A 24,788-nucleotide genomic window follows, 5' to 3' on the forward strand; every position below is an offset into this window, starting at 1 on the left:
CGCTCCGGATCAGGCGGTGAGACCGCGCTCTGCGAGCCAGTCGACCAGATCGGTCGTGACCGTCAGCGCGTGGTCCTGGACGAGCTCCGGGCTCTGCAACCGCGTACGCAGATGTTGCGCGTGGAACGGCTTGATCCCGGCGATCAACTTGCGCACCCCGAACACGTTGCAGAACGCCCGGTCGTCACCGGCCGAGAAGGCGCGGTCCCATTCCTGGCGTTCGGCCCCGATCAGGGTGGTGTAGGCATACCGGTTGAGATAGCCCGACAACATGTCGATGACGGTGCTACAGGCCCGATACTGCTGGATTTTCAGCCGGTCCTCCTGGTCGCTGAGGAACCGGTCAAGGAGCTGCGCGATCGACGGCGATTCCGACATGGCAACGAACCGTAGCCGACCTTCGGGTTTCGCGGGGCAGGGGGCCCGAGTTCGGTCGGACCGGACCCGGACGGGCCCCCTGCGTGCTACGACGTGCTATGCGACACCGGTGAGGGCGCGCACCCGCTCGATGTCGCCGCAGACCGTCACCGACGCCCCGGCGGTCAGTGCCGCGGTCAGGAGCTGCGCGGCGTTGTCCTGGTCGGCGAATCCGTTGACCACGACCACGACCGCGGCCCGGCGCAGCGGACGCGAGGCGGGCAGCGAGGCGTAGAAGACGTCCTTGCCCTCGTCGTATTGACGCCAGTACTGCGCGGCGCCGAACGTCTCCTCGTGCTGCTGCCACGGGTGCGGCCCGCCCGTGGTCAGCACCAGGATCGAGCCGGGCTCGGTGCCGGCCTCCAGGAGCGCGTCCACCGCGTCGTCGGCGGCGTCGAAGACGTTCTCCTCGGTCGCCGGGATCAGCGTGACCCGCGGCGCGACCGGAGCGGCCGGAGCGGGCTTGCCGGGCTTGCCCGGCTTCGCCGGGGCGGATCCCGCGGTCGCCTGACGCGGCACGGCGGGCTTGGGCGGGCCCGGCTTCGGGCCCGGACGGGGTCCGGGCTTGGGCACCGCGCCGGACGGGCGCGGTACGGACGGGGTTTCGGGTGCGGACGTCGCGTCCGCGGTGTTTTCGGCAGTCACCGGATTCACAGTCATGTCTGGGGAAGGCTCGGTTCGTTCGTGGCGGTACCGGGATGCCCGGCGGTGAGGAGACGCGGGGAGGGATCGGTGGAGTCCCGTTCCCCGGAGAACACGCGCGGCATGGTGGCAGTCCTATCAAAGCCGCGCGGGGCGTGCCCACCCAGGGTGCTCCTGGGGTGTGGCCCGGGCGTACGACGGCGCATCCTACGATGCCCCGTCAGCTCGGCCGGATCAATCGTCCACCACCACCCCGTGCTCGATCACCAAAGCTGCCAGGCCCTCCGCATAGCCCTGACCGACCGATCGCAGGCGCCAGGAGTCGCCGCGCCGATAGACCTCGGCCAGGATCATGACGGTCTCATCGCCTCCGCTCAACCGGAATTCGGCGAGTCGACGGCAGGTCACAGGGTCGACGATACCGACGGTGACGGGTACCTGGGCGAAGGTGGTGCCACTGCCCGCGTCCAGCGCGAGTGCGACCAGGACCCGACTGCGGCCCGGAGGCAGCGTGGTGACGTCGATCTCGACCGAATCCGAGCCCGGTTCCACCTCGTTGGTGGTCCCGGTCTGCAGCTTGCCGGCCAACCGCACGGCGCCGCTGGCGTGTACGGGCTGATTGAAGAACACCAGGTCGCCGTCGTCGCCCACTCGGCGGTCGTCGTCCAGGACCAGGGCCACCGTGTCACCGTCCGCCTGGCCCGGCGCCCACCACGCCGCCTCGATCCGCACCGTGCCCGCGAACGGGCCCAGGTCCTCGATCGTGACGGCCTGCCCGCGGGTGAGCTCTCGCGGCGGCGCATCCGCCGGCCGCGGCGGAACGGCGGCCGGGGGGTTGTCCGTCGGCCGGGGCGGCACGGCGGTCGGTGGGCCATCGGTCGGTCGCGGCGGGACGACCACCGACGAGGCCCCGGACCCGCCGGCGGCGGGCGTGGCCGCGGGCACCGCCGGCATCGGCTGCGGCGGCGTCTCCGGGCCCGGCACCGGCGGTGGCGTGGTCGGCGCGGTGGCGTGCGTCGCCGGCACCTCGGGCGGCGGCGGGAGCACGTCCGGGACGGTGGCCTGGAGCACCTCGGCGGCCGAGGAACCCGACGCCACCGGCAGATCGGCGGCGGTCGGCGGCGGCGGGATGCTCGGCAGCGTGACGCCCGTGACCGGCACCGGCGCCGGCGTGGTGGCCGACGCGGACGCCGACCCGGACACCGGCGTGGCCGGCGCGGTCTGCGCCTCGGTGATCTCGAACGCCTCGGTGGGCGCGAAGGCTTCGGCCGATCCCGGGGCCTCGGTCGACGCGAATGCCTCGGTCGGCAGCACCTCCGAGACACCGTCCACGGGCGTGTCGTAGGGCCGGTAGGGGCTCGGCGCGAAGGATCCGGCGGCGGCCGGCACCGCGGCGCCCGGCCGGGGCAGCAGGAAGCCGCTCGTGGTGCGCGGCGCGCCGGGCACGGCGTGCGCGAGCGAGGCGGCGGCCACCTGGGAGGCCGCGTCGGCCGCGCTGCTGCGCCCGCGTTCCAGGTCGGCGAGCAGCGCCAGGAACACCGGCTCGATCAGCACCCGGATGCCGCGCTGGCGGGCCCAGTAGGTGCGGTCCGCGGATTCGTCCGGGTCGGCCACCACGAGCACGTCCACCCGATCGTGGATACCGGATGCCACGGACAGGTCCGCGCGGGCCATCCGGCGCTCCAACTCGCCCCGGGTGACCGCGAGATAGCCGTGGAAGAGCACGTGCAGACCCGATTCCAGCGGACGCCCGCGGGCCAGGATGCGCGGCCCCCCGTGGCCCTGCTCGACCGTGGAGCGGGCCATGCCGACGATCTCGTCCAGCGCGGTGCGCGGGATGCCCAGTTGCGCGGCGACCCGGGTCAGGTCGGCCCGCTCCTCGCGGTCGACCGGTCCGGCCGCGACCATGGACGCGGCCAGCGCGGTCACGTACAGCCGGTCCAGGTCCTTGCGCTGCGCCTCGGAAATGCCCAGGGACACCGCGAGTTCGGCCAGGTCGATGGCCTCCTGCGGGGTGATCACCCGGTCCTCCAGGGCCGCGTCCAGCACCGCGAGGTAGCTGTCCGGGCCCTCACCCACGCCGGTGGGCGGACCGTACGCGCGGGCCTTCTCCAGGTACGACACCGCGTCCCGGCGGCGCACCTGCTCGGCCTCCTCGCGTGCCCGCCGGGCCACGTGCGCGTCGTCGCGGGTGAACGTGCGCGGTACGTCGGCGTTGCGGCGCGGCCAGTTCAGCGTGGCCGCCACCGTCCGGGCCTGTTGCCAGTGCCGGGCCTCGCCCGCGCCCTGCCGCAGGTAGTGCTCCAGGAGCCGCGCGGTGCCCATCGCCTTGGCCGCCGCGCCGTGCCCGCCGTCCACCGGCACCTCGGCCGCCTCGCAACACGCGAGCAGGGTGAAGCGCGGCGCCTCGGGCAGGTGGTGCGGTGCCTCGCGCATCGTGCACAGCGTGGTCAGCGGCGGCACGGTGGGCCGACCGCGGCGCTGGAACTCGCGCTCGACGAAGCCGATGTCGAAGCGCGCGTTGTGTGCGACCACGACCCGTTGCCGGAACAGGTGTGCCAGCCACGGCGCGACCTCGGCGAACGTCGGGGCGTTCACCACGTCGTCGTCGAACAGGCCGTGTGCCTGGAAGTCGCCCGCGGGACCCTGCGGGTCGAGCAGGGTCGTGAAGAACTCGGTCACTCGTCCGTCGAGATCGCATTGGGCTACCGCGATCTCGATGATGCGATGTCGATGTGGGGACAATCCCGTCGTCTCCACGGCCACCACCGAGTAGCCGGGGCATTCGAGGCGATCACCGATGCGCACAGTCACCCCCCAATGATGATGTGCCCGGTGCGGCCTCCTTCAGTCGCATCCCGGCAAGCCCGACCTGCGGCGCGCGTCCACGGTACGCGCTCGCGACCGGTGCGGGGTACGGCGCGACCGATCGGGCGTACCGTACCGCTGGTGACGTCTCGTCAGATATGACGCAGGGTCAGGATGTGCTCTCCGAGGGCTGCGGCGTGCCCACCTTGATGCCCTTGAGCACGGTGTCGAGCGTGGACTTGTCCGGCGCCGAGGGGGAGATCTCCAGCTTGAGCAGCACGCAGGGGAATTCGCCGTCCGCGTTCTTCTCGGCGATCACCACCGCCTGCGCCCAGGCGGTGTCCGAGTCCATGTTCAGGTCCTCGGGCTTGCCCTTGACCTTGGCCCGCAGGACGTAGCCCGGATGGCCGTCCACCGTGATCGACTTGTCCAGTTCCAGGGTCTCCAGCTTGATCCTGCCCTTGGTGCCGGTCACGTCCTTCTTCAGATCGGCGACCAACTCCTCCAGGGTGTCGGCCTTGCGGGTGTCCAGCGTCAGGCCGGCGCGATAGCACTTGCGCTCCGCCTGCAGGGCGGTCTCGGCCGCGGCCCCGCTCGACCGGGTCGCGGACCTGCTCGGACACGGGCGCTCCACCGCCTGATCCGCGGGATCGTCGTCCGGGTCCGGGACGACCCAGCCCTTGAACCTGGGCACGGTGATCCCGGTGGCGGGATCGGTGACCGTGCCGTCCGTGGCCGCCGTCGTGCCGCCGTCGCCGTCGTCCCTGCCCAGGACGACGATCAGCGCGGCGATGATGCCGCCCACCACGACCAGGGCCAGCACGCTCAGGCCGATCGCCTTGCCGCGGCCGGGTCGGGCTGCGGCGGGCGGCGGGCCGACCGGCTGATAGCCGCCGGGATACCCGCCCTGGGGGTAGCCGACCGGCCCCGCGGCCGGCGGCGCTCCCATCGGCGGTGGCGGGATCTCCCCCTGTGCGCGGGTGCGGGTCGAGGCGGTCCACTGGGCGCCGTCCCACCAGCGCTCGGAGCCCGGGGCCGAGGGGTCGTCGTACCAGCCGGGAGGAATCGAGGCAGTCACCCGCGTGACGCTACAACCGGCCGCGGGCGGCGCACGAGCGCCTCCGGGCAAACGTGACCGTTCGGAAACCGAGGCCGATCAGCCCAGGTCGAAGCCGAGTTGCCCGTCGGTGACCGGTTCGACCCGGGGTCGCTTGAGGTGCCGCCACGCGGGCAGGTCGTCCCAGTACGCCCAGGACATCCGATGGTGCGGCGTGGGGCCGTGCTCGGCCAGCGCCGCCCGATGCACCGGCGCCGGGTATCCGGCGTTGCCGGCGAAGCCGTACGCCGGATACCCGGCGCCGAGGTCGGCCATCAGGGCATCGCGGTGCACCTTCGCCAGCACCGAGGCCGCCGCCACGCTGACGCAGGACTGGTCGCCCTTGATCACGCAGCGCACGGCCCAGGGGGCACCGAGGAAGTCGTGCTTGCCGTCCAGCACGATCGCGTCGGGGCGCACCGGCAGTGCGGTCAGCGCGCGTTCGGCGGCCAGACGCAGTGCGGCGGTCATCCCGAGCGTGTCGATCTCCTCGGGATCGGCCGACCCGAACGCGTAGGCGCGCACCCACGGGTCGACCGCGGCGGCGACCTCCTCGCGGCGGCGCGCGGTGAGCAGCTTGGAGTCGGTGAGCCCGGCGGGCGGCACGGACAGGTCGGTGATCGCGGCCGCGACCAGCACGGGGCCGGCCCAGGCGCCGCGGCCGACCTCGTCGACCCCGGCGACCACCTGTGCGCCCCGGGCGATCAGTTCGCGCTCGACGTCGTAGCTGGGCGGGGCGATCCGCACGGCGGGCTTGCGCTGCGCGACGACCTTCTTGGCGGCGACTTTCCTGCCGGACACCTTCTTGGCGGCGACCTTCTTCGCGGCAACCTTCTTGGCGGCGACCTTCCTTGCCGCCACCTTCCCGCCCGAACCCTGTTCGGTGGAAACCTTCTCGGCGACATTCCCGTTCGCCGCGACCGTGCGGTCGGCGGTCGGCTTCGCGGCGGCTCGCTCGGGCTCGATCCCGGGGCCACCGGCCTGTTCGGTGCTCGGCTGCTTCACACCACCACCGTAGGTCACCGATCAGCGGTGGCCGACCACCGTCTCCCGCTCCCCCTCGGCGATCGACACCGGCGGCCTGGGCTCGAAGTACGTCGAGACGCCCGCCGCGGTCAACCGCTCGCGCAGCGCCCGGGCGCCGGGCGCGCCGGCGAGCGCGGCCTCGGCCCAGCCGAGCAGGTCCAGGTCGACGCCGAGGTGGTCGGTGACGGCGCCGCTGCCGGCCCAGGTCGGCCGCGACCGGCCACGCCCGGACTCCACCCACGCACACCCCAGCAGGGCGGCCAACGCCCCCGCGGTGTCCGCGCCGTGCCGGGCCGCCAGTTCCGCTCCGCGCCCCTCGACCAGCAGCGCCAGCACCCCGCCCAGGGTCACCGGGTATTCCACCCCCGCCCGTCGCGCGGAGATCCCCAGTGCCGCGGCCCGGCGGGCCCGGACGAAGCCGACCAGGTGCTCCAGGAACGCCTCCTCGGGCAGTGTCACCAGGCCGTCCAGAGCCGCGAACCCGTGCCGGCCCAGATGCCCGTCGTCGTCGGTGACCAGCAGGTACGGATGCACGTGCGCGAGCAGCCGGAGCGGCTCGATCAGCAGCGAGCCGCCGGCCAGGTCGGCGCCGCCGGGGGTGCCCCGCCCGTCCAGGGGCCGAGTCAGGAGACGCTCGACCCGGTCCGCCATCACCCCTTCGGAGCCGGCCTCGTCCTCACCCCGTGCGGCCCGCAGGTCCCGAAAGGCCAGGAAGCCGGCGATCGGGTCGCTCGGCACGCAGCCCGCCTCGCCCCCCGGGGTCAGCACGTCGTCCCGGAACCGGTCCCAGTCCGCCCGGACCTTCGCCAGTTCGGTCAGCGCGTCCGCCACCGCGTCGGTGCCGTAGGCGCGGGCCGCGGCCCGGTCGGCGGCACGCTCCTCGAAGCCCACCACCGGGGCGGTCACCCGCCGGTAGAGCACGGCGTACCGGGCCGCGGCCCGGCCCGCACCGCCGTTCCCGGCCAGCGCCTCGGCCAGCCCGTCCACCGCGTCCACCCCGTGGCAGGCGATCCGGTCCGCGAGCGGCGGGCGGCGACGGCGGCCGTGTCCGAGCGCGTGTGCGATCGCCAGCCGCAGCCGCCGGCCGGTCAGCACATGCGGCAGCACGGCGCCGAGCACCAGATGGCGGTGCAACCAGGTCCCGGGACGGCGCACCACCCGCAACTCGCAGCCGGGCCCACCGGTCAGCACGATGCCGTCCGGCACGGGCACCCGCAGATCGGCGGCCACGTCCTCGACCAGTTCCCACAACACCGGCTGCGCCCGGGCGTCCACCGCGAGCCCGGCCGGCAGCCGACGCGGACCGGTCAGCTCCAGCAGCAGCGCGACCAGCGCGACGACGCCCAGCCCCCACAACACCGCGGCACCCGAGGTGAAGAACCGCCCCTGGTCGACGATCGCTCCGGTCACGAAGGCCACGAACAGGAGCGGCAGCGCGAGCACGACGTACAGCACGCCCAGGAGCAGCACTCCGGCGAGTGCGCGTAGCCCCGTCCCAGCGCCCATGGATCCCCCTCGAAGCGATGACTCACCCGTTCGAGGACGACCCTAGGGCCTGTGTCTCGACCACCGCCGGATCCCGCACGATCCGACCGAACCGGCCACGTCACCGGCCCGGGGATCACCGGCCGCCCGTGCCTGCCGCGGGTGCCCGCCGCAGGTCGCTTCCGCGGGCCGTGTCGGCCGAGGCGCCTGCCGATCGTCCGCCGCGGCCGTCTTCCCGGGTCGGCTGCCCGGGTTCCTACCCGGGCAGCCTGCCCCGGCTCGCCGAAGCACGGGCCGCCGGTCAGGGCAGCAGCGGCTCCAGCAGGCGATGCGGCCGGCGCATCGCGCGGGTGACCGCGTCCTCGCGCCGCAGCACGTCGGCGCCGGGCCCCGGGGCCACCTCGGTCTGCCCGGGGGCGACCACCTCCGCGCAGACCGCGCAGATCCCGGTCGGGTCCACCGTCCCGCCGCAGCCGTGGTGCCGGAAGATTCGGCAGGGCACCCCGTTCTGCACGTGCTTCTCGCCCCAGCGGGCCATGGTGCGGATGATCGGCCACAGGTCGATGCCGCGTTCGGTGAGCACGTACTCCTCCCGAGGCGGCGACTCCTGGTAGCGGCGCTTGTCGAGCACGCCCGCGTCGACCAGCGTCTGCAGCCGGCCCGACAGCACGGCGCGCGGAATGTCCAGGTGGGCGAGGAAGTCGCTGTAGCGCCGCACGCCGTAGAAGGCGTCCCGCACGATCAGCAGCGTCCAGCGCTCGCCGACGAGTTCGAGGGTGCGGGCGAGCGCACAGTCCTGCTGCCCGTAGTCCTTGCCCAAAGCCATACGAGCACTTTAACCCCGGGTCGGTTCATTCATCGAACCTTCGAGTGCTACGTTCTTCGAGCACCAAGGTTCATTCACCGAACCTACTCGTCGAAATCGCACTCCGGGGAGCACAGCCATGTCCGTCACCACGTCCATCGCCCCGCGCACCGCACCGAAGGCGCCCGGCCCCGCCGGCGGCGGCGGCTCCGCGGGTGCGACCGTTCCCGTGGTGGCCCTGGGCACGCTGCTGCTCCTGGCCACCTACACGATGCCGATCGCGATCGTCCCGGACACCGTGCGCGAGTTGCATGCGGGGCCCGGAGGCCCGGCCTGGATCCTCAGCGCCATCGGCCTGGGCCTGTCCGCGGCCCTGCTGATCACCGGCAGCCTCGCCGACGACTTCGGCCGCCGCCGGATCTTCACGGCGGGTGCCCTGGGCCTGGCGGTGTCCTCGGCGCTGACCGCCCTGGCCCCTTCACTGCCGCTGTACGTGGTCGGCCGCGCGCTCCAGGGCGTCGCCGGGGCGGCGATCATGTCCGCCGGGCTCGGCCTGCTCGCGCACAACCACCAAGGCGCCGCGCGCGGCCGGGCGATGGCCGCGTACGGCTCCTCGATCGGCGCGGGCATGGTCGTGGGTCCCCTGCTCGGTGCCGGACTGGCGCTCGTGCACCGCTCCGCGCCGTACTGGTTCGCCGCCGCGGCCGCCCTCGCGGTGGCCGCCGTCGCCCGCCGGATGCCCGAATCGCGCGCCGAGCACCCGCGCCGGCCGGACGTGTGGGGCACGCTGACCCTGGGCCCGGGTCTGATCGCGCTGACCGCCGCGCTGATCGAGGGCCGACAGGGGTGGCACCGGCCCGTGGTCGACGTGCTGATGGTCGTCGCGGTGCTCCTGCTCGCCGGCTACGGCGCGACCGCCCTGCGCGGCCGGGCGCCGATGCTCGACCTGCGCATGTTCGCCCGCCCCGCGTTCGCCGTCGCCACCTTCGGGGCCCTGATCGTGGGCGTCGCGGTGATCGCCATCGCCGCCTACCTGGGCACCGTCTTCCAGGGCACGCTGGGCGTGAGCGCCCTGGGCGCCGCCCTCCTGCTCGGCCTGTGGTCGGCCGCGGCCGCGATCACGTCCTTCGCCGTCGGCCGGGTGCACGTGCTGCCCGCTGCCCGACACCGCTTCGCCTCGGGACTGCTCGTCGCCGCCGTCGGCTTCCTGGGCCTGTACGGGCTCACCCCCGCCGACTCGTGGGTGCGCGCCGTGCCCGGCCTGCTCGTCGGCGGCTTCGGCGTGGGCCTGGTCAACACCGCACTCGCCCGTCTCGCGGTGGAGAGCGTGCCGGTCGACCGGGCGAGCATGGGCTCCGGCGCCAACAGCACCGCGCGCTACATGGGCGCCTCGATCGGCGCGGCGCTCGTGGTCGCCCTGGTCGACGCGGGCGGCATCGACCTGGCGATCCTGGTCGCGGCCGGCCTGTCCGTGCTCGGCGCACTCGTCACGCTCGGTCTGCACCAAAGCGAATAAACCCACAAATCCCCCATTTCCGGCGCCCACCGGCGACGCCGGGCCCCGCGTCTGGAAAACTCGGGTCATGTGACGAGCGATGTGCAAAGCCCAGCGACGGATCGACCCGCAGCGCCGGCGGGTCGCCGTCGTTTTCGGGCCCTCGCGGACGCGATAGTCGAGCGGCCGTACCTGATCACCGCCGGCCTGATCGGCCTGATCATCGTCACCGGTGTGAACGGCCCCGACTGGCCGGCGCAGTACTTCCGGACCTGGCTGATCCGCGACCACGGCACGTACCTGTGGAACAACCAGTGGTACGGCGGACACCTGCTCCCGGGCTACAGCATCCTCGCGCCGGTGATCGCCTCCAAGATCGGCACCGCCACGCTGACCGCGCTCTCGTGTGTGACCTCCGCGTGGGCCTGGGACAAGCTCCGGGTCGGCGGGAACGACTTCGCCCGCAAGGTCGGCAGTTGTTGGTTCGCGGTGATGTGCAGCGTCGACTACCTGATCGGCCGCACCCCGTTCGCGCTCGGTGTCGCCGCGGGCATGCTCGCCATACTGGCCGCTCGTCGCCGACACCCGCTGTGGGCCGGTTTCGCCGCCCTCCTGTGCGGGCTCTCCAGCCCGCTGTCCGGCGCCTTCCTGATGCTGGTCGCGCTCGCCTGGGTGCCCAGGGAACGCGTCTGGCCGACCCGCCTGTGCTTCGCTCCCGCCGCGCTGGGCCTGGTCGCCGCGCTCGCCTTTCCCAACGAGGGCATGTTCCCGTTCCCGTGGTGGCGGTTCCTGCCGATCCTGGCCTTCGCCGCGGTCGGCCTGCTGATACTGCCCAAGGAGCAGCAGAGTGCCCGGCGCTTCCTGTGGCTGTACGCGGCGACCGCGGTGATCTTCTTCTTCGTGCCGACCTCGCTCGGCGGCAACCTGGCCCGCCTGGGCGAGCTCACCGCCGGCCCGCTGATGGCGGTCGTGCTGCTCTCGGCCGGCCGGCGTCGGCTCGTGGCGCTGCTGGCCCTGCCGCTGCTGGTCTGGCAGTTCCAGTCCGCCGCGCTGGCCATCACCCACGACATCAAGGACTCGCCGGGCGAGAAGCCGCAGTACTACGCGGGCATGCTCGACTTCCTGCAGAAGAACAACACCCACCCACTGGGTCGGGTGGAGATCCCGTTCACGCGCGGCCACTGGGAATCGGTGTTCGTCGCCGAGAAGATGCCGCTGGCCCGCGGCTGGGAGCGCCAGTTGGACCGCAACTACAACGCGGTGCTCTACCAGGAAGACCTGACGATCCAGGAGTACCGCGACTGGATCGACGACACCGGCGTGCGTTTCGTGGCCCTGCCGGACATCCCGATCGACCCGTCCGCGATCCCCGAGGCCGAGCTGATCCGCAAGGGCATCCCCTGGCTCAAGCCGGTCTACTCCGACAAGGACCGGCACTGGCAGATCTGGGAGGTGGAGAACCCGACGCCGATCGTGATGGGGCCGGGCGAGCTGACCGAGCTGACGCCGAGCAGATTCTCCTTCGACGCGCACGCGGCCGGAACGTTCGTGATCAAGATCCACCCGACCTTCTGGGTGACCCCGGACCGCCCCGGGATCGTGATCAAGCCGACCGCGGACGAGTGGAGCGAGATCACCGTCGATCGGCCGGGACCGGTCACCGTCTCCGCGCGCGACTCGAAGCTCTTCAAGGGCAAGAACAACTAGGCGTGTCCGGCAGGTCTCGGTCCGGGCCGCGCCGGCAGGGTCCGGCGGACCGGGCCCGGGGCCCGGCCACCGGACCGGGCCCGGCCGGCCGATCCCTCGCACCGAGTCGACGGGCCGGTCCGCGGGCGGGCCGGCCCGGACCGCTCACGGCTTCGGCGGCGCCGCCGGGTCCAGGCCGCCCGCCCACTTGGGCAGCGGCGGTTGCCACCCGTTCGTCCGGGCCAGCAGGTCCGCGCCGTCCCGGGCCACCAGCAGGGTCGAGCGCAGCTCCGGCTTGAGGAAGCCGTTCGCCGTCATCGTGTCCAGCGCGTCCAGGAGCGGCCGCCAGAAGCCGTCCACCTCCAGCACCGCCACCGGCTTGGCGTGGATCGCCAGGTGCTGCCAGGTCCACACCTCGAACAGCTCCTCCAGGGTGCCCGCGCCGCCGGGCAGCGCCACGAAGGCGTCCGCCTGCTCGGCCATCGCCGCCTTGCGCTCGTGCATGGTCTCGGTGACCTGCAGCTCGGTCAGGCCCAGGTGGGCGATCTCCCGGTCCACCAGCGAGCGCGGCATCACCCCGATCACCTCGCCGCCCGCCGCCAGACACGCGTCCGCCACCGCGCCCATCAGGCCCACGTGCCCGCCGCCGTAGACGATCCCGACGTCGGCCTCCGCGAGGGCGCGACCCAGCTCGATCGCCGCCTCCCGAAACCGCGGCGAGACACCCGACGCCGATCCCGCGAACACCGCTACCCGCATGCCAGGCTCCCTGCACTGCCGACCACCGAAGTGATTCGTATCGAACCGGTTCGCCACGAAGTCTGCCAACCCGCCGCCGGGGCACGGCGGCTGCCCCGGCCCGCGAGCGGTGCGGCGATCGGCGCAGCGCGGCGCGGCCGGCGAATCGGTATCGCATCGATGGCGAATCGAGTCGATGAATCGTCTATCCCGCACCGGAGCGGCGGTACAGTCCCGGCATAGAAGGGCAAATTCGGCCATCGTCGGTGGCGGTCACACAACCCGACGTTGACGGGAAGACCCCCCGCCACGGCAGAATGCCCGCGTGCCCGCCACCGAGCGCCCTGCCTCGGACATCCCGTTCGAGCGGCTGTTTCCCGATCTCGACGACCATGGCCGCGAACGCCTGGTCGCCGCCGCTCAAGCGCTCGATCTGCGCCGCTCCCTCGACGATCCCGCGCGCTGGTTCTGGAACGAGCCCGACCCGCTGAGTCCCGAGCCCGAGCCCGAACCGTCCCCGCACATCCTGGGCACCGCGCTGCTGCTCTACGAGGCCGACGGCGACTGGCTGGAACTGGGCCTGGACGTATGGCAGCTGGACGGTCCGTTCGTCAGCGTCACCGCCACGGTCGAGGTGGCGTGCTGGTGCGACACCGATCACAACATGCACGCCGTCCAGCGCGCGGAGTGGCCGGCGTCCACCGCGCAGGCGTTCCTGGAGGCGTTCCACACCGCCGCGCTCTCGGTGATCCGCCGGATCGAGGGTCCGCGCGACCCGCGCGACCTGCGCGCCCGTGCGGGGCTGCCCAACCCGCCCGAGCCACCCCCTGAGGATGACCTGCCCGGCCCCCCATCCGGCCCCGTGGTCTGAACCGCCGTTTCATCCGAACGAAGGATTTTTTCCCGCCACACCGGTGATTCCTCGGTGGACATTGCGTCATGGCACGCCATACATCGGACAATCCGGCGTCCTACCTCAGTGCCCACCTGCACCACTTCGGCCCCGATCTGAAAAACTAGGCCGTCATGACACATGCTCTGGACGGCCGCATACCCCTCGGGGAGCCCAAGTCGGATGCCGGCGGCGCCACCCGCCGCACCTGGCGACGGCACCTGCGCGGGATCCTGATCGCGGTCGCCGAGCATCCCTACGTGATCACCCTGGCCCTGGTCGGTCTGCTGACCGTGCTGGGCATCAACGGCGCCGACTGGCCCGCGCAGATCTTCCGTGCCTGGCTGGTGCGCGACCACGGCGCGGTGCTGTGGAACAACCAGTGGTACGGCGGCCACCTGCTGCCCGGCTACAGCGTGATCACCCCGGTCCTGGCCGGTGGGATCGGCACCCGCCTGCTCACCGCCATCTCCTGCGTGGCCGCCGCGTGGGCGTTCTCCCGCCTGCGCCTGGGCCGCGGCGACCTGGCTCGCCGGGTCGGCAGCTGCTGGTTCGCGGTGATAGTCAGCATCGAATACCTGATCGGCCGCACCCCCTTCGTGCTCGGCGTGGCCGCCGGGCTGATGGCGATCCTGGCGGCCCGCACCGGGCATCGCGCGTGGGCCGCGGTCGCCGCCGGGTTCTGCGGCCTGGCCAGTCCGCTGGCCGCCGCGTTCCTGCTGATGATCGCGCTCGCGTGGGTGCCCGCCGAGCGGGTGTGGGCGACCCGGTTCAGCCTCGCCCCGGCCGTGATCGGCCTGGTGATGTCGCTGATCTTCCCCGGCGGGGGCGACTTCTCCTTCCCGCTGTGGCGGTTCGCCGCGATCCTGGGCTTCGCGGGGGTGGGCCTGGCCCTGCTCCCGCGCACCGAGGTCAGCGCGCGCCGCTTCCTGTGGCTGTACGCGCTCTCCTCCACCGTGCTGTTCCTGATCCCCAGCGCGGTGGGCGGGAACGTGGCCCGGCTCGGCGAGTTGTGCGCCGGCCCGCTGATGGCCGTGGTGCTGCTCTCGCTGGGCCGCAGGCGGCTGGTGGTGCTGCTCGCCATCCCGCTGCTGGCCTGGCAGTTCTCCTCGGCCGGCAAGGCGGTCGCGTTCAACAACCAGGACAGCACCGGCAAGAACTCCGCCTACTACACCGGCATGCTCGACTTCCTGGAGCGGGCCAACCTTCCGGTGGGCCGGATCGAGATCCCGTTCACCCGCGGCCACTGGGAGACGGTCTACGTGGCCGAGCACATGCCGCTCGCCCGCGGCTGGGAGCGCCAACTCGACCGCGCGCACAACGCGGTGCTCTACGGCCCCACGCTGGACGAGGGGCAGTACCACGGCTGGGTGCGCGAGACCGGCGTGCGCTTCATCGCCCTGCCCGACGTGCCGCTGGACCCCTCCGCCAAGCGCGAGGCGGAGATCCTGCGCGCCGGCGCCGACTGGCTGGTGCCGGTGTGGTCCGACCCGCACTGGGTGATCTGGGAGGTCGCCGACCCGGTTCCGCTGTTGGACGGCCCCGGCCAGCTCGTGGACATCACCCCCAGCGGCTTCACGCTGCTCGCCCAGCAGGCCGGCACGTTCACCGTGCGCATCCACCGAACCAGCTGGTTCGTCGCGAACAAGCCCAACACGAGCATCGGCGAGACCGAGGACGGCTGGACCGAGATCACCGTCACCGAGCCCGGCGAGGTCACCATCACGGCCAAGGCGTCGGCAGTCCTGCCCTGACGGGTGCGGGTAGGGTGAATCGGGTTCATGCCCTGGTGGAAAGGTAAAGCAAACCGATGGCCGAGCACCACGACCACTCCAGCCACGATCACCACGATCACGAAGAAGGCCGGATCTTTGTGATGGGCCGCCCGGTGGACTCGTACCCCGCCATGGCGCCCGAGGCCGCCCGCGGCAAGGTCCTGCGCGTCACCGTGGTCGGCGAGGACATCCTGCACCGGCCCTGCGCCGAGATCACCGAGTTCGGCACCGAGGAACTGAACACGCTGATCGACGACATGTTCCTGACCATGTACGTCGCCGACGGCGTGGGCCTGGCCGCGAACCAGGTCGACGTCGGCATTCGGCTGTTCGTGTACGACTGCGTGGACGAGGACGGCCACCGGCACGTCGGCCACCTGATCAACCCGGTCCTGGACGAACTGCCCGCGACCGAGCGGCACCTGGAGGAGGCGGGCGAGGGCTGCCTGTCCGTCCCCGGCCCGCACGAGGACCTGGCCCGCCCGGACCGCGCGATCGCGCGCGGGGTGGACAAGGACGGCAACCCGCTGGTGATCGAGGGCGAGGGCTACTTCGCCCGCTGCCTCCAGCACGAGACCGACCACCTCAACGGATACCTGTACATCGACCGCCTCTCCAAGCGCGAGCGCAAGAACGTGCTCAAGGAGATGGAGTCGATGCGCGACGAGGTCTTCGCCAAGCGCGACGCGAAGGCCAAGCAGCTCGCGGGCTGACCCGCCGGGGGGCTCGCGCGCCGACCCGCCGGGGCGATCCACCGCACGGAGCCGAACCGCCGAGCACGTAGGGGTCCGGGCCACCGCGTCGCGTGCCCGCCGCACCGAAAGGGGCGGGGAACCGAGTTCGGTTCCCCGCCCCTTTCGGGCGTTCACGTCAGCGACGCTCGGGTCAGCTGCAACCGCTGGTCGAGCCGCAGCCCTCGCACACGTAGCAGCTGCCCGCCGGGCGCATCTTGATCCCGCAGGAGAAGCACAGCGGGGCGTCCGCGCTGCGGCCCTGGCGGGCCTCCAGCAGCTCGGTGGAGGAATGCACCGCGGCCGGGACCGGCTTGAGGTCCGGGGCCTTGGGTGCGGCGTCCACGGGCGCGGACTGCGCGAGCGTGCGCATGTCCTCGGCGGCGGCCGGCTCGTCCGGCTCGTAGGAGCCGGTCTCCAGGTGCCGGGTGCGCTCCGCGGCGGAGTGGATGCCCAGCGCCGAGCGGGTCTCGAACGGCAGGTGGTCCAGCGCCAGGCGGCGGAAGATGTAGTCGACGATCGACTGCGCCATCCGCACGTCCGGGTCGTCGGTCAGACCGGCCGGCTCGAAGCGCATGTTGGTGAACTTGGAGACGTAGGTCTCCAGCGGCACGCCGTACTGCAGGCCGACCGAGACCGCGATCGAGAAGGCGTCCATCATGCCCGCGAGGGTCGAGCCCTGCTTGGACATCTTCAGGAAGACCTCGCCGAGGCCGTCGTCCGGGTAGGAGTTGGCGGTCATGTAGCCCTCGGCGCCACCCACCGAGAAGGACGTGGTGATGCCGGGCCGCCCCTTGGGCAGGCGCTTGCGCACCGGGCGGTACTCGACGACCTTCTCCACCACGGCGGCCGCGGTCGACTTGCCGTCGTCCGCCTTGCCCTTGTTCTCGCCCTTGCCGGCCGACAGCGGCTGGCCGACCTTGCAGTTGTCGCGGTAGATCGCCAGCGCCTTGATGCCGAGCTTCCAGCCCTGGAAGTAGATCTCCTCGATCTCCTCGACGGTGGCGTCCTCGGACATGTTGACCGTCTTGGAGATCGCGCCGGAGATCCACGGCTGGATCGCCGCCATCATCCGCACGTGGCCCATCGGCGAGATGGTGCGCTCGCCCATCGCGCAGTCGAAGACCTCGTAGTGCTCGAGCTTGAGGCCGGGCGCGTCCACCACGTGGCCGTGCTCGGCGATGTGCTCGATGATCGCCTCGACCTGCTCGGGCTGGTAACCCAGCCGGCGCAGCGCCCGGGCGACCGTGCCGTTGACGATCTGCATCGAGCCGCCGCCGACCAGCTTCTTGAACTTCACCAGCGCCAGGTCGGGCTCGACACCGGTGGTGTCGCAGTCCATCATCAGGCCGATCGTGCCGGTCGGAGCCAGCACCGAGGCCTGCGCGTTGCGGAAGCCGTTCTTGTCACCAAGCTTGGCGACGTCCTTCCACGCCTTGGTCGCCAGGTCCCACACGGGGGCGTCCAGGTCGTCCATGCGCTTGCCCGCGTCGTTGGCCTCGGCGTGCTGGCGCATGACGCGCTTGTGCGGCTCGGCGTTGCGGGCGTAGCCCTCGTACGGGCCGACGATGGCGGCAAGCTCCGCGGAGCGCTTGTACGCGGTGCCGGTCATCAGCGAGGAGATCGCACCGGCCAGTGCCCGGCCGCCGTCGCTGTCGTAGGCGTGACCGGTGGCCATCAGCAGCGCGCCCAGGTTGGCGTAGCCGATGCCCAGCTGGCGGAACGCGCGGGTGGTCTCGCCGATCTTCTCGGTCGGGAAGTCGGCGAAGCAGATCGAGATGTCCATCGCGGTGATGACCAGCTCGACGACCTTGGCGAAGTTGACCGCGTCGAAGGTGTCGTCCTCGCGCAGGAACTTCATCAGGTTCAGCGACGCGAGGTTGCACGACGAGTTGTCCAGGTGCATGTACTCCGAGCACGGGTTGGACGCGGTGATCCGGCCCGACTCGGGGCACGTGTGCCACTTGTTGATCTCGTCGTCGTACTGGATGCCCGGGTCGGCGCAGGCCCACGCGGCCTCGGCCATCTTGCGGAACAACGCCTTGGCGTCGACCGTCTCCAGCACGTCGCCGGTGAGTCGGGCGCGCAGGCCGAACTCGCCGCCCTGCTCGACCGCGTTCATGAACTCGTCCGAGACGCGGACCGAGTTGTTCGCGTTCTGGTACTGCACCGACGCGATGTCGGCGCCACCGAGGTCCATGTCGAAGCCCGCGTCGCGCAGCGCGCGGATCTTCTCCTCCTCCTTGACCTTGGTGTCGATGAAGTCCTCGATGTCGGGGTGGTCGACGTCGAGGACCACCATCTTGGCCGCACGGCGGGTGGCGCCGCCCGACTTGATGGTCCCGGCCGAGGCGTCCGCCCCGCGCATGAAGGAGACCGGGCCCGAGGCGTTGCCGCCGGAGGTGAGCAGTTCCTTGCTGGAGCGGATCCGGGACAGGTTCAGGCCGGCACCGGAGCCGCCCTTGAAGATCAGGCCCTCTTCCTTGTACCAGTCCAGGATCGAGTCCATCGAGTCGTCGACCGACAGGATGAAGCACGCGCTGACCTGCTGCTTCTGCGCGGTGCCGACGTTGAACCAGACCGGCGAGTTGAAGCTGAAGATCTGGTGCAGGAGGGCGTACGCGAGCTCGTGCTCGAAGATCTCCGCGTCGGCGGGACCGGCGAAGTAGCCGTTCTCCTCGCCGGACGTGCGGTAGGTCTTGACGACCCGGTCGATCAGCTGCTTCAGGCTCCACTCGCGCTGCGGCGTGCCCACCGCACCGCGGAAGTACTTGCTCGTGACGATGTTGACCGCGTTCACCGACCAGGAGTCGGGGAACTCGACGCCACGCTGCTCGAAGTTGATCGAGCCGTCGCGCCAGTTGGTCATGACGACGTCACGACGCTCCCAGACCACCTCGTCGTAAGGGTGGACGCCGGGGGTCGTGTACACGCGCTCGATCCGCAGGCCCTTGCCGGGTCGTGACCGGCCGGAACCGCGGGCCGATCCGCTCGTCGTCTCTGTCATGCCGTCTCCTCTTTTGAACAACGCCGTGGGCAGGCCGGAGCATCCCGGGGGATGTCCCGCCGACCGGTCGGGTGGTCCGTCGTTCGTGTGCTACCGAAATTGATTTCTGGTGATCCGCGGTCAGTCCGAGGTGGGACCGTCCGCCGCGTCCACGGGCACCGCGGGCTGCGCCGACTCCGCGCGGCCGGCGCGCAGCAGGGCGACTTCGGCCTCGAAGTCCTCCAGCGACTCGAAGGCTCGGTACACGGACGCGAACCGCAGGTAGGCGACCTCGTCGAGCTCCCGCAGCGGGCCCAATATCGTCAGGCCCACGTCGTGGGTGGTCAACTCGGCGCATCCGGTGGCCCGCACCGCCTCCTCGACACGTTGACCGAGCAGGGCCAGCGCGTCACCGGTGACCGGGCGACCCTGGCAGGCCTTGCGCACGCCGGCGATGACCTTGTCCCGGCTGAAGGGTTCGGTGACGCCGCTGCGCTTGATCACCGTCAGCGAGGCGGTCTCGATCGTGGTGAACCGCCGTCCGCAGTCCGGACACGATCGTCGGCGCCTGATCGCGGCGCCGTCGTCGGTGGTCCGGCTGTCCACGACGCGGCTGTCCGCTCGCCGACAGAAGGGGCAGTGCATGCGGTTCCTCTCCCCCTCGTTGAGACGCAGGTCGTACGTGTTGCCCGTGCGTGCCGCGCGCGGTATGGCGAAGCGTGCCCGGTCGTTGCCGCGCCCTCGCCCCGAGGGCCGCCGCGAAGGGGCCCGTCCGGTGCGCTCCGGGAATATGGTATATACGGCAACCACAACTTGTGGGTTCCTTCAACGCCCTCGACCACAAGATGTAGTGGCTACGGTAGACCGCGACCCCGAGCGCTGCAAGCCGACTCGCAGACACTCGGAGAGCCTTCGGTGACCTCTCGTCATCCCCGCAGGTCACCGCCCGCCGGCGGCGAAAAATTAACCCGGCCGGCCGCGTGTCGCGGCATACGAGTGACGGATGCGACATATCGGACGGCGGAAACGATGGCTTTTCCCCGTCGAATTCGAATGTATGTACGATTACTACAGCGGGAACCGAATGATCGCCACCGGATTGGCCTAAATTCACTCGAACGTGTGTTTGGCGCAACCTTTCGAACCCGACTACCGTTCTCCACGTGCGAGCAATCCGTCGAAAGGGCCAGCCGTGACCGGAGAAGCCACCGGAGCAATCCACCCCGGAATCCGCACCGAAACTCTCCCTGCGAAACACCCGCACAGCGCCACCGTGCCACCCCCGACGCCCGCCCCGGGCACCGAGAACGGGCAGGTCCAGGGCGGTGTGACGCGGCGCCCGACGGGGGGCCTGACGCCGCGCCAGACGCGCGTCCTCGAAGTGATCCGCACCTCCGTGGAGTCCCGCGGATATCCGCCGAGCATGCGGGAGATCGGCGAGGCCGTCGGCCTCTCCAGCACTTCCTCCGTCGCGCACCAACTGATGGCCCTCGAACGCAAGGGCTATTTGCGCCGTGATCCGCACCGGCCGCGCGCCTACGAGGTGCGCTCGCCCGACGGCGGCCGACCACTGGCGCCGGCCGGGCCGCACGCCGAACGCGGCTCGCAGGCCGCGTCCTACGTGCCGGTGGTCGGCCGGATCGCGGCCGGTGGCCCGATCCTGGCCGAGCAGTCCATCGAGGACGTGTTCCCGCTGCCGCGCCAGCTCGTCGGCGACGGTGACGTGTTCCTGCTCAAGGTGAGCGGCGACTCGATGATCGAGGCCGCGATCATGGACGGCGACTACGTCGCGGTGCGCCGGCAGCCGGTGGCCGAGAACGGCGACATCGTCGCGGCGATGATCGACGGCGAGGCCACCGTCAAGCGCCTGCGCCACCGGGACGGGCACCGCTGGCTGATGCCGCACAACCCCGCCTACGAACCCATCCCGGGGGACGAGGCGACCATCCTGGGCCGTGTGGTGGCCGTCATGCGACGGGTGTGAGATGAGCGGGGACGGCGACATACCGCCCGTCTCACGTGCGCGGCACGCCGGCGCCCGCGGTAGGGACCCGGCTCGCCCCCGCCCCCGCGGTAACGCTTCAGGCCGGCTCGCCCCGGTCGTCCTTGTCGATCGCGGCCAGCGAACGGCGCACCTGATTGCGGTCCTCGGTGTACCACAGCGGCGGCATCGAGGCCCGAAAGAACCCGCCGTAGCGGGCGGTGGCCAGTCGCGGGTCGAGCACCGCCACCACCCCCCGGTCGTCCATCGCCCGGATCAGCCGCCCGGCGCCCTGCGCCATCAACAGCGCGGCGTGCGTGGCCGACACCGCCATGAAGCCGTTGCCGCCGTTCTCCTGCACCGACTGCGCCCGCGCGCTCATCAACGGATCGTCCGGACGCGGGAACGGGATCCGGTCCATGATCACCAACTGACAGGACGGCCCCGGCACGTCCACGCCCTGCCACAGCGACAACGTGCCGAACAGGCACGTCCGCGGCTCGGCGGCGAAGCGGCGCAACAGCTCCGCCAGCGAGTCGTCGCCCTGGCACAGGATCGGCAGGTCCAGCCGCTCGCGCAGCGCCTCGGTGGCCGCCTCCGCGCCGCGCCGCGAGGAGAACAGGCCCAGCGCCCGCCCACCGGCCGCCTCGATCAGCTCGGCGAGTTCGTCCAGGGTGTCCGCGCTCATCCCGTCCCGACCCGGCGGCGGCAGATGCCGGGCGACGTAGAGGATGCCCTGTCGCGGGTAGTCGAACGGCGAGCCCACGTCCAACGCACGCCACTGCGCCAGGTCCGCGTCGGTGTCCGGATCCGCGTCGTCGTCGGACTCCTCGCCCTCGCCCGGCTGCACCGCCACCTCGGTGGGCACCGGCTCGGGCTCGTCGGTGAGCAGCCCCTCGGCGGTCAGCCCCAGGCTGCCGGCCACGCCCCGGAAGTCGCCGCCGAGCTTGAGCGTGGCCGAGGTGAGCACCACCGTGCGGTCCCCGAACAGCGCCTCGCGCAACAGCCCGGCCACCGCGATCGGGGCCACCCGCAACGACGCACCGGTGCGCTCGTTGCGCTCCAGCCAGATCACGTCGTGCGGCGAGCCCTTGAGGATGCGCTCGCACGTGTCGTGGATGTGCTCGACGCCGGCCAACGCCTGGCGACGGGCCGCGTCCTCGTTGCTCAGCGACTTGTCCCGGACCTCGCCGAGCGAGGTGATCACGCCGCGGCTCGCGTCGCGCAGCGCGGACACCGTCCAGCCCAGATCCGGGTCCAGCTCGCGCAGCCGACCGGGTTCGCGCCCCTCCATGGTCTTCTTGAACGCCTCCGAAGCGGCGTCCAGGTTGTCCACGGCGCTCTCGTTGGCCAGCTTGCCCGCGCGGCGCGCGGCCCGGTCCACCGCACTCAGGCTCAGCTCGGCGGTGGCCACCCCGGTGGCCCGGCTCGCGAACTCGTGCGCCTCGTCCACGATCAGCAGCTCGTGCTCGGGCAGCACCGGCGCGTCCTCCAACGCGTCGATGGCGAGCAGCGCGTGGTTGGTGATCACGATGTCGGCCTGTTTGGCCCGCTCCCGCGCGGCCTCGGCGAAGCAGTCGTCGCCGTACGGGCAGCGCGAGGCGCCCAGGCATTCGCGCGAGGACACCGACACCTGGGCCCAGGCGCGGTCGTTGACGCCCGGGCTCAGGTCGTCGCGGTCCCCGGTCTCGGTCTCGTCGGCCCAGTCCCGCAGCCGGACCACGTCCTGTCCGAGCCTGCTCGTGGGCGCCGGGTCGAAGAGCACCTCGCCCTCGTCCGGCGGCCCGTCGTGCAGTCGGTGCAGGCACAGGTAGTTGCCCCGGCCCTTGAGCGTGGCGAACGTCGGCGAGCGGCGCAGCAGCGGGCGCAGTGCCTCGACCGTGCGCGGCAGGTCGCGCTCGACCAGCTGCCGTTGCAGCGCCAGCGTCGCGGTGGCCACCACGACCTTGCGCCGGGCGGCCAGCGCGGGGACCAGGTAGGCCAGGGACTTGCCGGTGCCGGTACCCGCCTGGACCAGGAGGTGTTCGGCGCGGGCGACCGCGCCGGAGACGGCCTCGGCCATGGACACTTGTCCGGGCCGCTCCGCTCCGCCGACGGCGGCAACGGCGGCGTGCAGGAGTTCGGTCAGCTCGGGACGGTCGGAGTCGCTCATCGGGCGACAAGCCTAGATGCTCCGCCGGACATCCCTTACCACGCGGCCCGCTTCGCCCGGCTTCTCCCGCGCCGCTTCGTGCCGCGGGAGCAGCCGGGCCCGATCAGCCGAGCTTGGCGAGCACCGCCTTGGCCAGGCCCTCCTGGCCGAGCGCGTTGGGGTGCACCGGGGCGGCGGGCGACTCGGGCTTGATCCCCTCGATCCACTTGGTGCCTGCCGGCCGGCACACATCGTGGCCGGCCGAGCCGGCGTAGGTGTCCACGTACTCCGCGCCCTGGCCGGCCGCCTCCTTGGCGAGCATGTCGTTCAGCGCGGGCACCACCTTGCGCAGGTAGGGCAGGTCGCCCTCGGCGACCGGCACCTGGGCGGGGCAGGTGCCGGTCTCCGGGAGGATCGTGGGGTAGCCGACGACCAGGATCCGGGCCTTGGGCGAGCGCTGCTTGATGCCGGCGATGGTGGCGGCGATCTTCGGGCCGGTCTCGGCGATGCGCTTGGCCAGCTCGTCGTTGCCGCCGGCGGTGTACTTGTCGGTGCACGGCTGTGTGGACGTGGTGCTGCGGCTCTGGATCACGCACGTCGTGACGATCTCGGAGAAACCGATGTCGTTGCCGCCGATGCCCAGGGTGACCAGCGCGGTGTCCGGGCGCAGCGCGTCGAACTGCGGCGGCGGTGAACCCTGGGTCTGCTGGCCGGCCGTCATGTCCGGGGTGCGGGCACCGCCGCAGGTGGCGTCGACGAAGCCGGTGATGTTCCGCTGCCTGGCCACCAGGTGTGCGTAGTTGCTCTCCGAGCGGCTGCATCCGGGCGGCGCGGCGGGCACGATCACGGGTATCTTCACGCCCGCCGCGTACGAGTCGCCGAGCGCGACGAAGGTGGCCCCGCTTGCCGCGGCGGGCAGTGCCTTGGGGTTCGCCGGGGCATCCTTGCCGCCGCCCGGGGCGCCGGGCGCGTTCGGAGCGGCGGCCTTGCGGTCGGCGGAGGTGTCGGAGTCGGAGTCGTCCGAGCACGCGGACAGCGCGACGAGCGCCGTCAGCGCGGCCAGGCCCGCGATCGCCCTGCGAGTTGTGCGCACGTGCGCTCCCCTCTCGTCGTTGCCCTTCCACCGTTACCCGTCGGTAGGTTGCGGTGATCCGGCGAGACTAGGCGCTTGCGCACGCGGATTCCAGCACCGACGGGCCCGGATCGGGTGGGATCGGATCGGATCTGGTGGGTCTCAGTCCAGCTTGATCGTCTCGCGACGCTCGCCCGGCCCCGCGCGCCGTGACCCCGGCAGGTCCTCCAGCATGGTCAGGCACTCGCGGGCGGCGTCGATCTCGATGTCCTGGAAGGTCGCGGCGACCACGTCCACGCGTTCCCCGTCGGCCTCGATCACCACCCGCCCGTCCGGGCCGTACACCCCGCTGCGTCCGCACGCCGGGCCCAGCACGGTGTCGCCGATGTGGTTGGCGACCACCGTGTAGCAGGTGTTCTCCAGGGCTCGGGCGGCGAAGTACAGGTCGCGGCGGTGCTCGCTGTCGCCGCGGGTGTACACGCCCGGGCACAGGTAGGCGTCGCAGCCGTCGTGCACGGCGGCGCGCACGTGTTCGGGGAAGCTGACGTCGTAGGCGCTGCCCAGGCCCAGTCGCCATCCGGCGATCTCGATGGTGCAGCCGTGGTCGCCCGGGCGGAACAGCTCGCGCTCCTCGTGCCACAGGTGCTGGCGGTCGTAGGCCACGTGCGCGTCGCCGTCTCGGCCGACCACCACGAGCGAGATGGTCCGGGCGCCGGCGCGGCGGACCGCGGCGCCGACCACCGCGACCGTGCGGGTGGCGTAGCAGGCGGCCTGGAGTTCACCGAGCCGGGTGTCGCCGGGCACGATGTCGCACGGTTTCACGTCCGGCCGGAACAGGTCGAGGTCATACCCCGACAGGAACAGTTCCGGCAACACCACCACGTCGGCGCCGGCCGAGGATGCGAAGCGCACGAGTTGCGCGGCCGTGGCGACATTCGCGGGGATGTCGCCCGGCCGCGCCTGGGCCTGTGCGGCGGCAACCTTCAGTGGTTGCCTCGCGTTTTCGGCGACGTCGGTCACCC

At 72.0% G+C, this 24,788-nt stretch carries 19 protein-coding genes; 6 read left to right on the top strand and 13 right to left on the bottom strand.

Translation table 11 applies throughout. The features are described from left to right. Positions 1-9 precede the first annotated feature (9 nt). From ACZOOI_RS06710 to ACZOOI_RS06740, 7 genes are all read right to left on the bottom strand, one after another. Positions 10-378, bottom strand: a complete 369-nt coding sequence (locus ACZOOI_RS06710) for a hypothetical protein (RefSeq protein WP_020554773.1) — start codon at positions 376-378, stop codon at positions 10-12. Positions 379-474: 96 nt separating this feature from the next. Beyond that, positions 475-1,062: a hypothetical protein gene (locus tag ACZOOI_RS06715; RefSeq protein ID WP_465279890.1), complete on the bottom strand. Its 588-nt coding sequence runs from the start codon at positions 1,060-1,062 to the stop codon at positions 475-477. A gap of 231 nt (positions 1,063-1,293) precedes the next feature. Beyond that, positions 1,294-3,873 carry a TerD family protein gene (locus ACZOOI_RS06720; RefSeq protein WP_465279891.1) on the bottom strand — a complete coding sequence of 860 codons (2,580 nt, stop codon included), beginning with the start codon at positions 3,871-3,873 and terminating at the stop codon, positions 1,294-1,296. A 163-nt stretch (positions 3,874-4,036) separates the two neighbouring features. Next, positions 4,037-4,945: a DUF2510 domain-containing protein gene (locus ACZOOI_RS06725; RefSeq protein ID WP_465279892.1), complete on the bottom strand. Its 909-nt coding sequence runs from the start codon at positions 4,943-4,945 to the stop codon at positions 4,037-4,039. 78 nt (positions 4,946-5,023) lie between these two features. Then, positions 5,024-5,710, bottom strand: coding sequence for a ribonuclease HII (locus tag ACZOOI_RS06730; protein WP_465281129.1), 687 nt, complete (start codon positions 5,708-5,710; stop codon positions 5,024-5,026). A 279-nt stretch (positions 5,711-5,989) separates the two neighbouring features. Beyond that, positions 5,990-7,495 (bottom strand): M48 family metalloprotease, encoded by a 1,506-nt coding sequence (locus tag ACZOOI_RS06735; protein ID WP_465279893.1) that lies wholly within the window; start codon positions 7,493-7,495, stop codon positions 5,990-5,992. Between the two features lie 280 nt (positions 7,496-7,775). Then, a complete protein-coding gene (locus tag ACZOOI_RS06740) occupies positions 7,776-8,300 on the bottom strand; it encodes a winged helix-turn-helix transcriptional regulator (RefSeq protein ID WP_465279894.1) in 525 nt (174 codons plus the stop codon). Positions 8,301-8,418: 118 nt separating this feature from the next. On the opposite strand from ACZOOI_RS06740, the gene ACZOOI_RS06745 reads away from it, so the two are divergent. Next, positions 8,419-9,795, top strand: coding sequence for an MFS transporter (locus ACZOOI_RS06745; protein ID WP_465279895.1), 1,377 nt, complete (start codon positions 8,419-8,421; stop codon positions 9,793-9,795). Between the two features lie 81 nt (positions 9,796-9,876). Then, the gene (locus ACZOOI_RS06750) at positions 9,877-11,481 is read left to right on the top strand and encodes a hypothetical protein (protein WP_465279896.1); all 1,605 of its coding nucleotides are present in this window, start codon (positions 9,877-9,879) and stop codon (positions 11,479-11,481) included. A gap of 144 nt (positions 11,482-11,625) precedes the next feature. On the opposite strand, the gene ACZOOI_RS06755 is transcribed toward ACZOOI_RS06750, so the two are convergent. Next, entirely contained in the window at positions 11,626-12,219 is a 594-nt protein-coding gene (locus ACZOOI_RS06755) for an LOG family protein (RefSeq protein WP_465279897.1), read from the bottom strand. A gap of 304 nt (positions 12,220-12,523) precedes the next feature. On the opposite strand from ACZOOI_RS06755, the gene ACZOOI_RS06760 reads away from it, so the two are divergent. The 3 genes from ACZOOI_RS06760 to def all read left to right on the top strand — a co-directional run bounded on the left by ACZOOI_RS06760 (position 12,524) and on the right by def (position 15,578). Then, positions 12,524-13,069, top strand: coding sequence for a hypothetical protein (locus ACZOOI_RS06760; protein WP_020554763.1), 546 nt, complete (start codon positions 12,524-12,526; stop codon positions 13,067-13,069). Between the two features lie 155 nt (positions 13,070-13,224). Next, a complete protein-coding gene (locus ACZOOI_RS06765; protein WP_465279898.1) occupies positions 13,225-14,844 on the top strand; it encodes a hypothetical protein in 1,620 nt (539 codons plus the stop codon). Positions 14,845-14,900: 56 nt separating this feature from the next. Further along, positions 14,901-15,578 carry a peptide deformylase gene (gene def / locus ACZOOI_RS06770; RefSeq protein ID WP_465279899.1) on the top strand — a complete coding sequence of 226 codons (678 nt, stop codon included), beginning with the start codon at positions 14,901-14,903 and terminating at the stop codon, positions 15,576-15,578. 172 nt (positions 15,579-15,750) lie between these two features. Here the strand turns inward: def and ACZOOI_RS06775 are convergent, their stop codons facing one another. Continuing rightward, a complete protein-coding gene (locus ACZOOI_RS06775) occupies positions 15,751-18,603 on the bottom strand; it encodes a vitamin B12-dependent ribonucleotide reductase (RefSeq protein ID WP_465279900.1) in 2,853 nt (950 codons plus the stop codon). Positions 18,604-18,723: 120 nt separating this feature from the next. Continuing rightward, on the bottom strand, positions 18,724-19,227 hold the full coding sequence (nrdR, locus tag ACZOOI_RS06780) for a transcriptional regulator NrdR (RefSeq protein WP_391581635.1): 504 nt from the start codon (positions 19,225-19,227) through the stop codon (positions 18,724-18,726). 628 nt (positions 19,228-19,855) lie between these two features. On the opposite strand from nrdR, the gene lexA reads away from it, so the two are divergent. Next, positions 19,856-20,566 carry a transcriptional repressor LexA gene (gene lexA, locus ACZOOI_RS06785; protein ID WP_396008544.1) on the top strand — a complete coding sequence of 237 codons (711 nt, stop codon included), beginning with the start codon at positions 19,856-19,858 and terminating at the stop codon, positions 20,564-20,566. Between the two features lie 97 nt (positions 20,567-20,663). On the opposite strand, the gene ACZOOI_RS06790 is transcribed toward lexA, so the two are convergent. The 3 genes from ACZOOI_RS06790 to ACZOOI_RS06800 form a co-directional block, all read right to left on the bottom strand. Continuing rightward, entirely contained in the window at positions 20,664-22,715 is a 2,052-nt protein-coding gene (locus ACZOOI_RS06790; RefSeq protein WP_465279901.1) for an ATP-dependent DNA helicase, read from the bottom strand. A 103-nt stretch (positions 22,716-22,818) separates the two neighbouring features. Next, the gene (locus tag ACZOOI_RS06795; protein WP_465279902.1) at positions 22,819-23,787 is read right to left on the bottom strand and encodes an SGNH/GDSL hydrolase family protein; all 969 of its coding nucleotides are present in this window, start codon (positions 23,785-23,787) and stop codon (positions 22,819-22,821) included. A gap of 141 nt (positions 23,788-23,928) precedes the next feature. Continuing rightward, a complete protein-coding gene (locus ACZOOI_RS06800) occupies positions 23,929-24,786 on the bottom strand; it encodes a carbon-nitrogen hydrolase family protein (protein WP_391581632.1) in 858 nt (285 codons plus the stop codon). Positions 24,787-24,788 lie beyond the last annotated feature (2 nt).

This window comes from Embleya sp. L77, from assembly GCF_055557415.1.

What these genes read in the sequence shown, in the direction of transcription:
- nrdR (WP_391581635.1), bottom strand. Translation starts at nt 19,227, where the DNA reads ATGCACTGCCCCTTCTGTCGGCGAGCGGACAGCCGCGTCGTGGACAGC.
- ACZOOI_RS06755 (WP_465279897.1), bottom strand. Translation starts at nt 12,219, where the DNA reads ATGCGGGTAGCGGTGTTCGCGGGATCGGCGTCGGGTGTCTCGCCGCGG.
- ACZOOI_RS06740 (WP_465279894.1), bottom strand. Translation starts at nt 8,300, where the DNA reads ATGGCTTTGGGCAAGGACTACGGGCAGCAGGACTGTGCGCTCGCCCGC.
- def (WP_465279899.1), top strand. Translation starts at nt 14,901, where the DNA reads ATGGCCGAGCACCACGACCACTCCAGCCACGATCACCACGATCACGAA.
- ACZOOI_RS06710 (WP_020554773.1), bottom strand. Translation starts at nt 378, where the DNA reads ATGTCGGAATCGCCGTCGATCGCGCAGCTCCTTGACCGGTTCCTCAGC.
- ACZOOI_RS06790 (WP_465279901.1), bottom strand. Translation starts at nt 22,715, where the DNA reads ATGAGCGACTCCGACCGTCCCGAGCTGACCGAACTCCTGCACGCCGCC.
- ACZOOI_RS06775 (WP_465279900.1), bottom strand. Translation starts at nt 18,603, where the DNA reads ATGACAGAGACGACGAGCGGATCGGCCCGCGGTTCCGGCCGGTCACGA.
- ACZOOI_RS06745 (WP_465279895.1), top strand. Translation starts at nt 8,419, where the DNA reads ATGTCCGTCACCACGTCCATCGCCCCGCGCACCGCACCGAAGGCGCCC.
- ACZOOI_RS06735 (WP_465279893.1), bottom strand. Translation starts at nt 7,495, where the DNA reads ATGGGCGCTGGGACGGGGCTACGCGCACTCGCCGGAGTGCTGCTCCTG.
- ACZOOI_RS06765 (WP_465279898.1), top strand. Translation starts at nt 13,225, where the DNA reads ATGACACATGCTCTGGACGGCCGCATACCCCTCGGGGAGCCCAAGTCG.